Raw genomic sequence first — 13,939 nt, forward strand, 5'->3', positions numbered from 1 at the left:
GCGCCCGACGTGGCTACGGGTTAAGGCCATGCCACTGCAGAAACGGCAGGGGGCTCACGTCACGCCCGCGAAACACCTTGAACCCTGCCGTGATCGAGCGCCCGGCCCCCGGGGCAACAATGGCCTCGAGCAGGGCACGCCCGGTGGCCGGGTTGAGCACGCCTTCGGCTTCGAACCGGGCGAAGGCATCGATCGCGTAGACCCGTGACCACAGGTAGCTGTAATAGCCCGCCTCGTAGCCGCTGGCCAGGTGATCGAAGGCCTGGGCCGGGAGCTCGAAATCGCCCAGCGGCCAGGGCAGCACTGCGTCGAACTGTTCCACCACCTGCTGCTGCAGGCCTTGCGCAGCAGCCGGGTAGGTCTCGCCATGCAGGTGCAGGTCCAGGCGCGCCATTGCCAGGTCTCGGGCAAACGTGAGCCCTTGCTGCTGTTTCTGCTGGTCGAGAAACGCCTGCACCGTGGACTGCGGCAGTGCCTTGCCTGTCTGGTAGTGATGGGAGATACCGGCCAGGTACTCGGCCGACCAGCACCAGCGCTCCAGCAGCTCACTGAAGAACTCGATCCCGTCCGGCCCCAGGCTGTCGATATCGGACAGGCGGTAATCGGTGGTGGCCACCAGCAGCTGGTGCAGGCAGTGACCGAACTCGTGGTACAGCTTGCGCAGGTCCAGGTGGGTCAGCAACGGTGGGGCAACCCCGTCGCCACGCTCGACTGCGCAGAACAGCGCCGCCGCGCCCTTGTGAAAACGACCCTCGGCATCCACGTGGCGGTTCCATACTCGCAGGCTCCAGGCGTAGTCCTCCTTGCCCGGGCGGGTGATCGCATCCATGTACAGGTACCCCACCAACGCATGGCCCTGGGTTACCTCGAAGCACCGCACATCCGCATGCCAGGCCTGCAACGTGCTGGACGGTGTGATCTGCACGCCGAACAGGGTATCGGCCAGTTGCGTCATGGCCAGCACCACCTGCTCCAGCGGAAAGTAGCCACGCATTTCCTCGCCAGACAGCGCCAGCGGGTGCCGATGCGCACGCTGCGCGTAAAAGGCGATGTCCCAGGGTTGCAGGCCACCCAGGCGCGCCTGCTGGTCGAAGGCCCGCAACCGCGCGGTTTCGGCGCTACGCCAGGCGGCGCTGTGGGTGCTCAGGTCCTGCAGAAACCGCGTGACCTGTTGCGTCGATTCTGCCGTCTTGGTCTGCAGGCTGAGTTCGGCAAAGCTGGCAAACCCCAGCAGTTGCGCCTGCTCATGGCGCAGTCGTCGCAACTCCAGCAGCACCGGGCCGTTGTCGGGGCCTGCGTCCAGCTCCGACGCGCGGCCATGGTAGGCCCGATACACGGTTTCACGCAGGCTACGGTCTGTGGCCTGCTGCAGGATCGCCAGGCACGGGGCCTCTTCCAAGGTCACCAGCCAGCCCTCGAGGCCCTTGGCCTGGGCCTTGCGCGCCATGGCGGCGGTCTCCAGCGCGTCGACCCCCTGCAGGCGCCGGGCATCGGTGATCAGCAGGGTCCAGGCGCCGGTGGCGTGTGCCAGGTTGTCGAGGAACAGGTTGCGCTGGGCACTGATGCTGGTTTGCAGGGCCATCAGGCGGGCACGCTCGGTTTCACCGAGCTCGGCGCCGCTCAGGCGAAAGGCCTTGATCGACTGCTGCAGCGACATCCTGCGTTCGTGACTGAACAGCGCACCGTGGGCGCTGTCGGCCAGACGCTGATAGAGCGCCAGCAACGTGGCGTTCTGCAGCTTTGCCTGATGATAGGCCTGGGTCTTGAGCCAGCACTCGTCCACGGCCGCCTTCCAGGCCTCGCCGCGGGTGTACAGGGGCACGATCAGGCGAACGGCGTTGTTGAGGCGTGCATCCAGTGCATCGATGGCCATCACCAGGTCGTCCCAGGTGGGCAGGCCACGCTGGGCCAGGATGATGCGGGCCAGGGCGTTGTGGTTGTCGAGGATGATCTGGTCGATGCCCGCCGTCAGGTGTTCCAGGCGGATGTCGGCGTAGGCTGGCGGATCGAGGGGGGCGAGCAGGGGATTGCTGGTCATGGGCAGCTCCTTGAGTGACGGGAAGGTCCCGTCACTTTCAAGGGTTGCCGGTGCGCCAGGGGCTAACTATGTATGCCCCTGCACCAGCCACACGGCCCGCTAGGGCTTCTTCAGCTTCGGATTGGGGAAGAACTGCACCGTCTGCACCGCAGGCTGGGGCGCCTTGGCCTCGGCCTGGTTGACGCGGGTGCCCAGTTCCTTGGGCACCGACAGGCCCTGTTCGTTGAGCGTGTCGGAGAACCCGCAGGCCACGCACTCGCGGTGTGGCACGCCGTCTTCGCTCCACATCATCAGCTTGTCCGGCTCGCTGCACGCCGGGCATACGGCCCCGGCAATGAAGCGCTTCTTGGTCTTGCTCATGCCGCCAGGTCCTCGCTCAGGCCACTGTGGCGCAACAGCGCATCGATCGACGGCTCACGGCCACGGAAGTCGACGAACAGGCGCATCGGCGCCTGCGAGCCGCCACGGGCCAGAATCGCCTCGCGGAAGGCGCGACCGGTTTCGGCGTTGAGCACACCCTCTTCCTCGAAGCGCGAGAAGGCATCGGCCGACAGCACTTCAGCCCACTTGTAGCTGTAGTAACCGGCCGCGTAGCCGCCGGCGAAGATGTGCGCAAAGCTGTTGGGGAAGCGGTTGTACGCCGGCGGGCGCATCACCGAAACCTCGTCGCGCACCCCTTCGAGCACCTCCAGCACGCTGCGGCCATCGCCGTGGCTGGCGTGCAGTTCGAAGTCGAACAGCGAGAACTCCAGCTGGCGCACCATCATCAGGCCCGACTGGAAGTTCTTCGCCGCCAGCATCTTCTCCAGCAGGTCCTGCGGCAGGGCAGCGCCACTTTCGTAATGACCGGAGATCAACGCCAGGCCTTCGGGCTCCCAGCACCAGTTCTCCATGAACTGGCTCGGCAGCTCGACCGCGTCCCAGGCCACGCCATTGATGCCGGATACCCCGGCATGCTCGATGCGGGTCAGCAGGTGATGCAGGCCGTGGCCAAACTCGTGGAACAGGGTGGTGACTTCATCGTGGGTCAGTAGTGCCGGCTTACCCGGGGCGGCCGGGGTGAAGTTGCACACCAGGTTGGCCACCGGGCTCTGCAGGCTGCCATCGGCCGTGCGGCGACGGTCGCGGGCGCCGTCCATCCAGGCACCGCCGCGCTTGTTGGCGCGGGCGTACAGGTCGAAGAAGAAGCGCCCCACGTGCTGGCCGTTTTCCTTGATCTCGAACAGGCGCACGTCCGGGTGCCAGGTATCGAAGCCTTTCACCTCGGCGATCTCGATGCCGTACAGGCGCTGCACGATGGTGAACAGGCCCGACAGCACCTTGTCGATCGGGAAGTAGGCACGCAGGGCTTCCTGCGACACGCTGTAACGCTGTTCGCGCAGCTTCTCGCCATAGAAACCGCTGTCCCAGCTCTGCAGGTCCGGGCAGCCCTGCTCGGCGGCGTAGGCCTTGAGCTGGGCCAGGTCCTGGGCGGCGAAGGGTTTGCTGCGCTTGGCCAGGTCACGCAGGAAGCTCAGCACCTGGTCGCTGGACTCGGCCATCTTGGTGGCCAGGCTCAGCTCGGCGAAGTTGGCATAACCCAGCAGCTCGGCCAGCTCCTGACGCAGGTCGAGGATCTCGCGCATCACCGGGCCGTTGTCGAACTGGCCGGCGTTGGGGCCCTGGTCCGAGGCGCGGGTGCAGTAGGCCGCGTACAGTTCTTCGCGCAGGGCACGGTCGTGGGCGTAAGTCATCACGGCGTAGTAGCTGGGGAATTCCAGGCTGATCAGCCAGCCATCCAGGCCCTTGGCCTGCGCGGCGGCCGCCATCTGCGCCTTGGCCGATTCGGTGAGGCCGGCCAGTGCGGCCTCGTCGGTGACGTGCTTGGTCCAGGCCTGGGTGGCGTCGAGCAGCTGGTTGGAGAAACGGCTGCCCAGCTCCGAGAGCTTGCTCTGCACCTCGGCATATCGCTTCTGCTGGTCGGCCGGCAGGTCGATACCCGACAGGCGGAAGTCACGCAGGGCGTGTTCGAGGATGGTTTTCTGCGCCACATCGAAGCCGGCAGCTTCGGGGCTGGCGATCAACGCTTCGTAGGCCTGGAACAGCTCGCGGTTCTGGCCCATTTCGGTGGCGTAGGCGCTCAGGGCCGGCAGGCAGGCCTCGTAGGCCTCGCGCAGCTCGGCGCTGTTGCATACCGCGTTGAGGTGGCTGACCGGGCTCCAGGCGGCACCCAGTCGGTCGTTGAGTTCGTCCATGGCCAGCACCAGGCCGGCCCAGGTGGGGTTCTGGCCCTGGGTTTTCAGGATCGAGGCGATGGCGCTGCGGTTGTCGGCCAGGATCTGTTCGATCGCCGGCAGCACATGCTCGGCACGGATCGCCGAGAAGGGCGGCAGGTCATAAGACTGCAGAAGCGGGTTGTTCGCACTCACGGTTAAACACCTTGGCAGAAGAAACACCGCTCCATCTTAATTACAATCGACGCTGACCGCAGCTATCAGCCTTACAGAGAGACACTATTCATGGCCATCCGCAGCTTCCAGCAACACATTCCGCGTCTCGGCGCCCGCGCCTTCGTCGACCGCAGCGCAGTGGTGCTGGGTGATGTCGAGATCGGCGAGGACAGCTCGGTATGGCCTCTGACGGTGATCCGCGGCGACATGCACCGCATCCGCATCGGCGCGCGCACCAGCGTGCAGGACGCCAGCGTGCTGCACATCACCCATGCCGGGCCGTTCAATCCCGACGGCTACCCGCTGCTGATCGGCGATGACGTGACCATTGGCCACAAGGTCATGCTGCATGGCTGCACCCTGGGCAACCGCATTCTGGTCGGCATGGGCAGCACCATCATGGACGGCGCGGTGGTCGAGGACGAGGTGATCATCGGTGCCGGCAGCCTGGTACCGCCGGGCAAGACGCTGGAGAGCGGTTTCCTGTACGTGGGCAGCCCGGTGAAGCAGGCACGGGCGCTGACCGACAAGGAACGCGCGTTCTTCCCCTACAGCGCCGCCAACTACGTGAAGCTCAAGGACCTGCACCTGGCCGAAGGCTTCGACCAGCCCGAGTGAGTTATCCACAGCCCCCTTTTTTCGAGACTGTCATGCACCAGCAAACCATTCTGTTCGACCTCGACGGTACACTCACCGACCCCCGTGAAGGCATCACGCGCTCCATCCAGTACGCCCTGGCCAAGCTGGACATCGACGAGCCGGACCTGACCCGCCTGGAACACTTCATCGGCCCGCCCTTGCTGCAGGCGTTCATGCAGTTCTACGGCTTCGACGAGGCCAAGGCATGGCAGGCGGTGAACTTCTACCGTGAGCGCTTCAAGGTCACCGGGTTGTACGAGAACCGCGTGTTCGAAGGCGTGAGCGAGCTGCTCGAAGGGCTGCAGGCGCAGGGGCGCACGCTGTACATCGCCACCTCCAAGCCCTGGGAGTTCGCCCGCGAGATTGCCCGGCACTTCGATTTTGCCCGGCATTTCAAGGTCATCTACGGCAGCGAGCTGGACGGTACGCGCACCAACAAGGTGGAGCTGATTGCGCACCTGCTGGCCGAAGAAAACCTGGACCCGGCGCAGACGCTGATGATCGGCGATCGCAAGCACGACCTGATCGGCGCGCGCAGCAACGGGCTGGAAGCAGTGGCGGTGGGCTACGGGTTTGGCAGCCGCGAGGAATTGACCGCAGAGCAGCCGGCGTATCATTTCGACACGCTGGGCGAGCTGCATCGGGCCTTCATGCGGTCCTGAAGGCCTTTTCGCCGGCAATGCCGGCTCCTACAGGGGGTGCGACCCGGCCTTGCCGGCGGAGCTTTCCAGGACCTGCTGGCGCTGCTCGAACGGCAACCGCCCCCAGGCCTCGACCCGCTGGTAGAACACCGCCCAATCTCCGCCAACCTCCCGGAACAACGCTGCAAACGCAGGCACCCACTGATCATACAGCCCGAACGGCAGCAGCTTGGCGTTGTTCATCGGCGCGTTGATCCACGCGTCATAGCGCTTGTCGCCCTGCCACCTTGTATCGCGCAGCACCCGGTACTCGCTGCGCAGGCGCTCGAACTCGGCCTGCTTGCCCGCGCGCATCGCTGCCTCGTCCAGCGGCTGTGCATACAATGTCTTGAGCCGCTCGCGGCTGGCCAGCACCAGCCCCACGAACTCGTCACGCTGGCGCGCTCCACCCTGCGGCAAGGGCGCCAGCCCGCGGGCCGCGCGCCACTGGCGCGAACCTTCCTGCTCCACAAAGGTGGCAAACGACTCGTTGAACGCCGTGTCGTCCTTCACGTACACGCGCTGGTGCGCAAGTTCGTGGAAGATCACCGTGGCCAGGCGCTCGTCGCCCCAGCCCAGCATCGAATTGAGAATCGGGTCGTCGAACCAGCCCAGGGTCGAATAGGCCTCCACCCCGCCCACATACACATCCTGCCCCTGCGCCTTCTGCAACGCCGCCGCCCCGCGCGCCGCACCCTGGCTGTAGTAGCCGCGATAGGCCACGCAACCGGCGATGGGAAAGCAGTAGGTATGCGGTTCCAGCGAAAACTCCGGGGTGGCGAACACGTTCCACACCACGAACGGGCGCCCGATATCGGCGTACACCCGGTAGCTGCGGTTGTCCGGCAGCTTAAGGTGGCTGCTGGCAAAAGCGCGTGCCTGCTGCGCTTTCGCCAGGTGCTGGCGCAGGGCAGGGGGGGTGGCCGGGTCGGCCACCAGCACCGCCACCGGCTCGCGCGCGCGCAGCAGCTGCCATTGCCCGCTGGCCAGCTGGCTGTAGTAGCCGAGGCTGGTGCAACCGTTGAGCAGCCCGAGCAGCAGCACGGGAACCAACCCGCGGAAAACGCGGTCGAGTGCCCCGGGGCTTGAGCGCAACCAGAAAAAAATTCGAACCATGTGCAGGGATGTCTCGCTCAAGTGCTCATCGGCCCAAGACTATCCTGCCTGCCCGGAGTTTTGCCATGCGTACGATGCTTGCCGCCAGCGCTGTGCTGGCTCTGACCGGCTGCGCCGGCCTGCCCGCCGCCGACCCGAACCAGGCCTGGGTCGACCTCCAGCCCGCTGCCGACGACACCCTGCACGCGCTGGAGGTGGACGAGCGCAGCTGGGCCGACACCCGCTACTTCGAAGTCACGCCGGGCAGTCACGAGTTGACGGTGCGCTATCAGTTCGCGGTAGCGCCCGGCAACATCGGGCCGGTGGACGAACCGCTGTGGCGCGATTGCCAGCTGAACGTGAAATTCAAGGATTTCAATGCCGGCCAGCGCTATCAGTTGCAGGCCGGCAGCATCGGCTTCAGGCCCTGGGCCAAGCTCTACGACGAGCAGCGCAAACTGGTCGGCACCGGTTTGCCTGCCGGATGCCAGCGTACCTGAACAGACTAATGGCGCTATGCTTGTAGCTTGTAGCCCGCCAGCGGAGATTGCCATGCGCCAGCCCATGATGCTGCTTGCCATCAGTACCTTGGGGGCCTGTGCCAGTCCCCTGCCACCGGTCAACAGCAAGCAGGCCTGGATCGACCTGTATACCGTCACGCCGGGCAAGGTGCTCATGGCCGACCGCCTGGATGGTCAGCGCCTGAACGACGGTCGTTTCTTCCAGGTCACGCCGGGCAAACATGAACTGGTGGTGCGCTTTGATTTCGAGGTGTATTCAGGCGGTTTCAGCACCGACCCCACCGAACGCACCTGCTACCTGAAGATTCGCTACGACGACTTCCAGGCCGGCCAGCGCTACCGCATCGAAGCCCGCGCCCCGGCCATGCAGCCCAGTGCCTATCTGTACGACGCGCAGCGCAAGCTGGTCGCCGAAGAACAGAACGACATCTTCTGCATCCCGTGACGGCTAGCGATCGTTTTTCTGGTAGATGATCTTCTTGGTACCGTTCTCACAGCTGCCCACCACCATGTTCTGGTCATGGACTTCATCGTTGGTCACGATTTCCAGGGTGTAGGAAGAGACATTGTTGGCCTGGATCTTGGCTTCGATCTCGGCCTTGAGCTCGGCGCAGTCCTTGGGCGCGGCCAGCGCACTGGTGGCCAGCAACGAGGTCAGCACAGCGAATGCAATACGAGTCATCAGAACAGCTCCTTGTGGCGGCAGACCATCTGCCGACAGCCATTTGACCACAAGAAGCCGTGCGTCGTTCTGATCTGCGCCGGCGTCAGTCCACCAGGGTGGCGTCCAGGCTGATCTGGGCCTTGAGCACCTTGGATACCGGACATCCCGCCTTGGCCTTGTTGGCCAGCTCCTCGAATTTCGCCTTGTCGGCACCGGGCACCTTGGCCTTGAGGATCAGGTGCACGGCGGTGATGGCAAAACCATCGGGCTGCTTGTCCAGGGTCACTTCGGCGATGGTGTCGATACGCTCGGCGGTCAGGCCGGCTTCGCCGAGGATCATCGAAAAGGCCATGGAGAAGCAGCCTGCATGGGCAGCGCCGATCAGTTCTTCAGGGTTGGTACCAGGCTGGCCTTCGAACCTGGTGTTGAAGCCATAGGGGTTGGCCTTCAAGGCGCCACTCTCGGTGGAGAGCTGGCCCTTGCCGGTCTTCAGGTCGCCTTGCCAAATTGCCGATGCTGTCTTTTTTATCGAACTCATAAAGCCTCCTGAGTGCCTGAGAGCGCGGGGGATCGCGCCTGGCGTTCAATTCAGAGGGCGTCACCACGGGCAAGTTCAGCCCGATTGCAGGGGCAGGCATTGAATACCTGTGATCTGCCCATACAGAGTCAGAAAGGTCGCGGCATGCTGTCGGCCTAACCATTCAGGAGGCGTACACGCCATGACGCGACTCGCGGACATCAAATACTCCACCCTCGACCTGGTACCGGTACGCCAGGACAGCGGCCCGGCCCAGTCGCTGCGCAACTCGCTGGACCTGGCGCAACACGTGGAGAAATTCGGCTACAACCGCTTCTGGGTGGCCGAGCACCACAACATGGACGGCATTGCCAGCTCCGCCACCTCGGTGCTGCTGGGGTACCTGGCCGGTGGTACCTCGACGATCCGCGTGGGTGCAGGCGGGGTGATGCTGCCCAACCACGCGCCGCTGGTGATTGCCGAGCAGTTCGGCACCCTGGCCAGCCTGTACCCGGGCCGTATCGACCTGGGCCTGGGACGTGCGCCGGGCTCCGACCAGATGACCGCCCGCGCCCTGCGCCGCGAGCGCTCGGGCAGCGCCGACGACTTCCCGGACGATGTAGAGGAACTGGTGCGCTACCTGGGCCCGCGCACGCCCGACCAGAAAGTGATTGCCGTGCCGGGGTATGGCACCGAGGTGCCGATCTGGCTGCTGGGCTCGAGCCTGTTCAGTGCACAGCTGGCGGGGATGCGCGGCTTGCCGTATGCGTTTGCCTCGCACTTTGCGCCGCGCATGATGCATGAAGCGATCCGCGTGTACCGCAACCACTTCAAGCCCTCGACGGTGCTCGACAAGCCCTACGTGATGTTGGGTGTACCGCTGGTGGCGGCCGATACCGACGAGCAGGCCGAGTACCTGGCCACCTCGGTGTATCAGCGAATTCTGGCGTTGATGCGTGGGCAGAGCCTGGTGCAGCGCCCGCCCGTCGACAGCATGGACGGCCTGTGGCAGCCCCATGAGCGGGAGGCAGTGGGAAGTTTCCTGGGCCTGGCGATGGTGGGCGGGCCAGAGAAGATCCGCGCCAAACTGGACGTGCTGCTGGAGCAGACCGGTGCTGATGAGCTGATCTTTACCAGCGACCTGTACGAGCATGCGGACCGGATCCGGTCCTACGAGATTCTGTCTCAGGTCATCAAGGGCAACTGAAGTCCCTTTCGCCAGCAAGGCTGGCTCCTACGTAGGAGCCAGCCTTGCTGGCGAAAGACTCACCGATCAGCCGCGCTTGTACACGATGTCCTTGGTACCGCCTTCACACGACCCCACCACCTTGCCATCGGTCGCAGCGCCCTTGTCGACGATCTCCAGCGAATAGTGCGGTACGCCATTGGCGTCGATCTTCGCGGCAATCTCGCTCTTCAATTCTTCACACGGCTTGCCCGCCGCCAGCGCAGTCCCGGCCAGGGTCATCAAGCCAAACGCCAATACCAGCTTCTTCATCGATCGCATTCCTTGTTCAGATCAAAAAGGGTTCAGGGCCAGCCGGCCGCCATCAGCTGTTGGCGATACGGAAGCCCACCTTGATGGTTACCTGAAAATGCGCCGCCTTGCCATCCTTGATATGGCCCCGGGTCTCGGTCACTTCGAACCACTCCAGGTGCTTGATGCTCTTGGCCGCTTCGGCCAGGGCATTGTTGATCGCGTCCTCGATGCTGCTGGGCGAGGAGCCGACCAGTTCGACCTTCTTGTACGTGTGGTGATCAGACATGACTACTCTCCATCAATGGTGTGCATTGAGCCTAGCAGCGCCAGGCAGGTTTACCTGTGTGGGTAAAAACCTGGCAAAAGTTCGATTGCTCTGCACTTTCGCGGCACTGCGCAGTCCCATTCTTCACATGCCACTCAAACCCTGAAGGAGAGCCACCATGGCCAATAGCTCGCTACGTAAAGCCTCGTTGCAAAGCATGGAAGCGGAAATCGAAAGTCTCCTCAAATCCCTGGAAAACCTCAAAGACGATGCTTCGGACGAGTCGCGCAAGACCCTGAAGAGCCTCAAGGGCAATGCCGAAAATGCCCTGCGTCACTCGCGCAGCTTGCTCACCGATGCCTATGAAGAGGTCAAGACCAAGACCCGCGAAACCGGCATCGCCACCCGTGACTATGCCCAGCAACACCCCTGGACCACCGCCGGCGTGGCCGTGGGCGCACTGGGCCTGCTGGCCGCCTACCTGCTGTGCAAGCGCGGCGACTAAAGCGCCTGCCGCCCCAGTTCGGCGCGCAACCAGTGCGCCAGCTGCTCGGCGCGCCCGTCCGCGGCGCGCCGGGGCACCCACAGGGCCAATGACGCCCGCGTAGGACCAAAGCCCCACGGTGCCGCCAGCCTGCCGGCACGCAGGTCATCGGCCACCAGCGGCTGCGGGGCGATCGCCACCCCCAGGCCGGCCACAGCTGCCTCCAGCAAGTAATACAGATGCTCGAAACCTTGCCCGTAGCGCATTGCCTGCGGGTCGATGTGCTGTTGGCGGGCCCAGTCGGGCCAGGCCTGGGGCCGTGAGGTGGTGTGTAGCAGGGTTTCCCCCAGCAAGGCGCTGGCTGGCGCCTGACGCAGGCGGTCGAACCCTGGAAAGTGCGGGCTGAGCACCGGCCCGATGCATTCCTGTGCCAGCACGTGCACCTGCATGTCGGCCGGCCACGGCGGCTCGGCGAATACCAGCAGCGCATCCAGCCCCGGCCGGCGCGGGTCCAGGTCGCCTTCGCCCGCCGACAGGTGCAGACGCAGCTCCGGCAGGTCGGCCTGCAGGCGCCCAAGGCGCGGAATGAACCAGCGCGCCAGCAGGCTGCCTGAACAACCCAGCACGAACGGTGCGTCGGCGCGGTCCTGGCCCAGCTCGGCGCACACGCTGCGCAGGCGCTCGAAGGCGTCGCTGCTGGCGTCGCGCAGGCGCACACCGGCATCTGTGAGTTTAATGCCGCGCCCTTCCTTGACGAACAGGCTCACGCCCAGGTGCTCTTCGAGCACCTTCAACTGCCGGCTCACCGCACCGTGGGTCACGTGCAGTTGCTCGGCAGCCTGGCTGACGCTGTTGAGCCGGGCGGTGGCTTCAAAGGCCCGAAGGGCATTGAGCGGGGGCAGTTCTCTGGCCATTGACGTGTGAGTTTTCCTGACAGGTTGTGGCGATCTTATCGGTTTTCAGCGGCGCGTGTCGTGGGTAGAGTAGGCCCATTGCGACCTCATACCCACGCCCTGGAGCGACCCATGACCCAGACCAACTTCCGCAGCGGCCCCGATGCCAACGGCCTGTTTGGCGCATTCGGTGGCCGCTACGTGGCCGAAACCCTGATGCCGCTGGTGCTCGACCTGGCCCGTGAATACGAAGCGGCCAAGGCCGACCCCGAGTTCAACGAGCAACTGGCGTACTTCCAGCGCGACTACATCGGCCGTCCTAACCCGCTGTACTTCGCCGAGCGCCTCACCGAACACTGCGGCGGGGCGAAGATCTTCTTCAAGCGCGAAGAGCTCAACCACACCGGCGCGCACAAGGTGAACAACTGCATCGGCCAGGTGCTGCTGGCCAAGCGCATGGGCAAGAAGCGCCTGATCGCCGAAACCGGCGCCGGCATGCACGGTGTGGCCACCGCCACCGTGGCCGCACGTTTCGGCCTGCCCTGCGTGATCTACATGGGCGCCACCGACATCGAGCGCCAGCAGGCCAACGTGTTCCGCATGAAGCTGCTGGGCGCCGAGATCGTGCCGGTCACCGCCGGCACCGGCACCCTCAAGGACGCCATGAACGAAGCGCTGCGCGACTGGGTGACCAACGTCGACGACACCTTCTACCTGATCGGCACCGTGGCCGGCCCGCACCCGTACCCGGCGATGGTGCGCGACTTCCAGTCGATCATCGGCAAGGAAACCCGCGAGCAGCTGCAGGCCAAGGAAGGACGCCTGCCCGACAGCCTGATCGCCTGCGTGGGTGGTGGCTCCAACGCCATGGGCCTGTTCCATGACTTCCTCGATGACGCCAGTGTGCAGATCATCGGCGTCGAGGCCGGCGGCCACGGGGTCGACACCGACAAGCACGCAGCGAGCCTCAACGGCGGCGTGCCCGGCGTGCTGCACGGCAACCGCACCTACCTGCTGCAGGACGCCGATGGCCAGATCACCGACGCCCACTCGATTTCCGCCGGCCTGGACTACCCCGGCATCGGCCCGGAGCACGCCTACCTGCACGAAGTGAAGCGCGTCGAGTACGTGAGCATCACCGACGACGAGGCGCTGGATGCGTTCCACGCCACCTGCCGCCTTGAAGGCATCATCCCGGCGCTGGAAACCTCCCACGCGCTGGCCGAAGCCATCAAGCGTGCGCCCACCCTGCCCAGGGACCACCTGATGGTGGTGTGCCTTTCGGGGCGTGGCGACAAGGACATGCAAACCGTAATGAGCCACATGGCCGCGCAGGAGAAGCAGGCATGAGCCGTCTTGAACAACGTTTTGCCGACCTCAAGCGCGAGGGTCGCGCTGCCCTGGTGACCTTCGTGACCGCCGGTGACCCGGGCTACGACGCTTCGCTGGCGATCCTCAAGGGCCTGCCGGCTGCGGGTGCCGACGTGATCGAACTGGGCATGCCGTTCACCGACCCGATGGCCGACGGCGTGGCCATCCAGCTGGCCACCCTGCGTGCGCTGGAGGCCGGGCAGACCCTGGCCAAAACCCTGCAGATGGTGCGCGAGTTCCGCACCGGCAATGCCACCACGCCGATCGTGCTGATGGGTTACTACAACCCGATCCACCGCTTCGGCGTGGAGAAGTTCGTGGCCGAGGCCAGGGATGCGGGCGTGGACGGCCTGATCATCGTCGACCTGCCGCCGGAGCACGACGCCGAGCTGGCCACCCCGGCCCAGGCCGCGGGCATCGACTTCATCCGCCTGACCACCCCGACCACCGATGACGCGCGCCTGCCACGCGTGCTGGAGCGCAGTTCGGGCTTTGTGTACTACGTGTCGGTAGCCGGCGTGACCGGCGCAGGCTCGGCGACCAGCGATCAGGTAAGCGGCGCCATCGAGCGCCTGCGCCGCCACACCGACCTGCCGATCAGCGTAGGCTTCGGCATTCGCACGCCTGAACAGGCGGCAGCCATTGCGCGGCTGGCCGATGGTGTGGTCGTGGGTTCGGCGCTGGTGGACAAGGTGGCCAACGCCAGCACGGGCGAGCAGGCGGTAAGCGATGTGCTGGCGCTGTGTTCGGCGCTGGCCGAAGGTGTGCGCGGCGCGCGCAAAGGCTGATACCGCGTCGCCTCATTCGCCGGCAAGGCCGGTTCCTACAGACACCGCAGTCCTGTAGGAGCCGGCCTTGCCGGC

Annotated in this window: 17 protein-coding genes; 8 read left to right on the top strand and 9 right to left on the bottom strand. The window is 65.2% G+C overall.

Annotation, left to right across the window (positions count from 1 at the left end):
• Positions 1 to 13: 13 nt before the first annotated feature.
• The 3 genes from DN388_RS20760 to prlC form a co-directional block, all read right to left on the bottom strand.
• Positions 14 to 2,038, bottom strand: a complete 2,025-nt coding sequence (locus tag DN388_RS20760; protein WP_255001999.1) for a M3 family metallopeptidase — start codon at positions 2,036 to 2,038, stop codon at positions 14 to 16.
• 99 nt (positions 2,039 to 2,137) lie between these two features.
• The gene (locus tag DN388_RS20765; protein ID WP_043862271.1) at positions 2,138 to 2,398 is read right to left on the bottom strand and encodes a YheV family putative zinc ribbon protein; all 261 of its coding nucleotides are present in this window, start codon (positions 2,396 to 2,398) and stop codon (positions 2,138 to 2,140) included.
• Positions 2,395 to 4,446: an oligopeptidase A gene (prlC, locus tag DN388_RS20770; protein ID WP_043862270.1), complete on the bottom strand. Its 2,052-nt coding sequence runs from the start codon at positions 4,444 to 4,446 to the stop codon at positions 2,395 to 2,397. The genes DN388_RS20765 and prlC overlap by 4 nt, the downstream gene beginning before the upstream one ends.
• Positions 4,447 to 4,536: 90 nt before the next feature.
• Here prlC and DN388_RS20775 point away from each other — a divergent pair, with 90 nt between their 5' ends.
• Together DN388_RS20775 and DN388_RS20780 are read left to right on the top strand one after the other, a co-directional pair.
• On the top strand, positions 4,537 to 5,085 hold the full coding sequence (locus DN388_RS20775) for a gamma carbonic anhydrase family protein (protein ID WP_043862269.1): 549 nt from the start codon (positions 4,537 to 4,539) through the stop codon (positions 5,083 to 5,085).
• Between the two features lie 32 nt (positions 5,086 to 5,117).
• Positions 5,118 to 5,768: an HAD family hydrolase gene (locus DN388_RS20780; RefSeq protein WP_255002000.1), complete on the top strand. Its 651-nt coding sequence runs from the start codon at positions 5,118 to 5,120 to the stop codon at positions 5,766 to 5,768.
• A 27-nt stretch (positions 5,769 to 5,795) separates the two neighbouring features.
• On the opposite strand, the gene DN388_RS20785 is transcribed toward DN388_RS20780, so the two are convergent.
• On the bottom strand, positions 5,796 to 6,902 hold the full coding sequence (locus DN388_RS20785; RefSeq protein ID WP_255002062.1) for an aminopeptidase: 1,107 nt from the start codon (positions 6,900 to 6,902) through the stop codon (positions 5,796 to 5,798).
• 65 nt (positions 6,903 to 6,967) lie between these two features.
• Here DN388_RS20785 and DN388_RS20790 point away from each other — a divergent pair, with 65 nt between their 5' ends.
• Together DN388_RS20790 and DN388_RS20795 are read left to right on the top strand one after the other, a co-directional pair.
• On the top strand, positions 6,968 to 7,381 hold the full coding sequence (locus DN388_RS20790) for a hypothetical protein (protein ID WP_054916040.1): 414 nt from the start codon (positions 6,968 to 6,970) through the stop codon (positions 7,379 to 7,381).
• 52 nt (positions 7,382 to 7,433) lie between these two features.
• The gene (locus tag DN388_RS20795; protein WP_210014017.1) at positions 7,434 to 7,847 is read left to right on the top strand and encodes a hypothetical protein; all 414 of its coding nucleotides are present in this window, start codon (positions 7,434 to 7,436) and stop codon (positions 7,845 to 7,847) included.
• Between the two features lie 3 nt (positions 7,848 to 7,850).
• On the opposite strand, the gene DN388_RS20800 is transcribed toward DN388_RS20795, so the two are convergent.
• Complete coding sequence (locus tag DN388_RS20800) at positions 7,851 to 8,084, bottom strand: DUF1161 domain-containing protein (RefSeq protein ID WP_043862264.1); 234 nt, start codon at positions 8,082 to 8,084, stop codon at positions 7,851 to 7,853.
• 85 nt (positions 8,085 to 8,169) lie between these two features.
• The gene (locus DN388_RS20805) at positions 8,170 to 8,604 is read right to left on the bottom strand and encodes an OsmC family protein (RefSeq protein ID WP_088514205.1); all 435 of its coding nucleotides are present in this window, start codon (positions 8,602 to 8,604) and stop codon (positions 8,170 to 8,172) included.
• A 181-nt stretch (positions 8,605 to 8,785) separates the two neighbouring features.
• On the opposite strand from DN388_RS20805, the gene DN388_RS20810 reads away from it, so the two are divergent.
• A complete protein-coding gene (locus DN388_RS20810; RefSeq protein WP_255002001.1) occupies positions 8,786 to 9,790 on the top strand; it encodes an LLM class flavin-dependent oxidoreductase in 1,005 nt (334 codons plus the stop codon).
• 66 nt (positions 9,791 to 9,856) lie between these two features.
• Here DN388_RS20810 and DN388_RS20815 read toward each other — a convergent pair whose 3' ends face one another.
• Positions 9,857 to 10,081 (bottom strand): DUF1161 domain-containing protein, encoded by a 225-nt coding sequence (locus tag DN388_RS20815; protein ID WP_043862262.1) that lies wholly within the window; start codon positions 10,079 to 10,081, stop codon positions 9,857 to 9,859.
• A gap of 52 nt (positions 10,082 to 10,133) precedes the next feature.
• The gene (locus tag DN388_RS20820) at positions 10,134 to 10,349 is read right to left on the bottom strand and encodes a dodecin (protein ID WP_043862261.1); all 216 of its coding nucleotides are present in this window, start codon (positions 10,347 to 10,349) and stop codon (positions 10,134 to 10,136) included.
• A 157-nt stretch (positions 10,350 to 10,506) separates the two neighbouring features.
• Between DN388_RS20820 and DN388_RS20825 the strand changes: the two genes are divergently transcribed.
• Positions 10,507 to 10,833, top strand: coding sequence for a YqjD family protein (locus DN388_RS20825; RefSeq protein ID WP_043862260.1), 327 nt, complete (start codon positions 10,507 to 10,509; stop codon positions 10,831 to 10,833).
• On the opposite strand, the gene DN388_RS20830 is transcribed toward DN388_RS20825, so the two are convergent.
• Entirely contained in the window at positions 10,830 to 11,726 is an 897-nt protein-coding gene (locus DN388_RS20830; RefSeq protein WP_043862259.1) for a LysR family transcriptional regulator, read from the bottom strand. The genes DN388_RS20825 and DN388_RS20830 overlap by 4 nt on opposite strands.
• A gap of 111 nt (positions 11,727 to 11,837) precedes the next feature.
• Between DN388_RS20830 and trpB the strand changes: the two genes are divergently transcribed.
• Positions 11,838 to 13,055 (top strand): tryptophan synthase subunit beta, encoded by a 1,218-nt coding sequence (gene trpB, locus DN388_RS20835; protein WP_043862258.1) that lies wholly within the window; start codon positions 11,838 to 11,840, stop codon positions 13,053 to 13,055.
• Entirely contained in the window at positions 13,052 to 13,864 is an 813-nt protein-coding gene (gene trpA / locus DN388_RS20840; protein WP_043862257.1) for a tryptophan synthase subunit alpha, read from the top strand. The genes trpB and trpA overlap by 4 nt, the downstream gene beginning before the upstream one ends.
• Positions 13,865 to 13,939: the final 75 nt, after the last annotated feature.

Origin of the sequence: Pseudomonas sp. S12(2018), assembly GCF_024355235.1 — a bacterium.
Classification (GTDB): domain Bacteria; phylum Pseudomonadota; class Gammaproteobacteria; order Pseudomonadales; family Pseudomonadaceae; genus Aquipseudomonas; species Aquipseudomonas palmensis.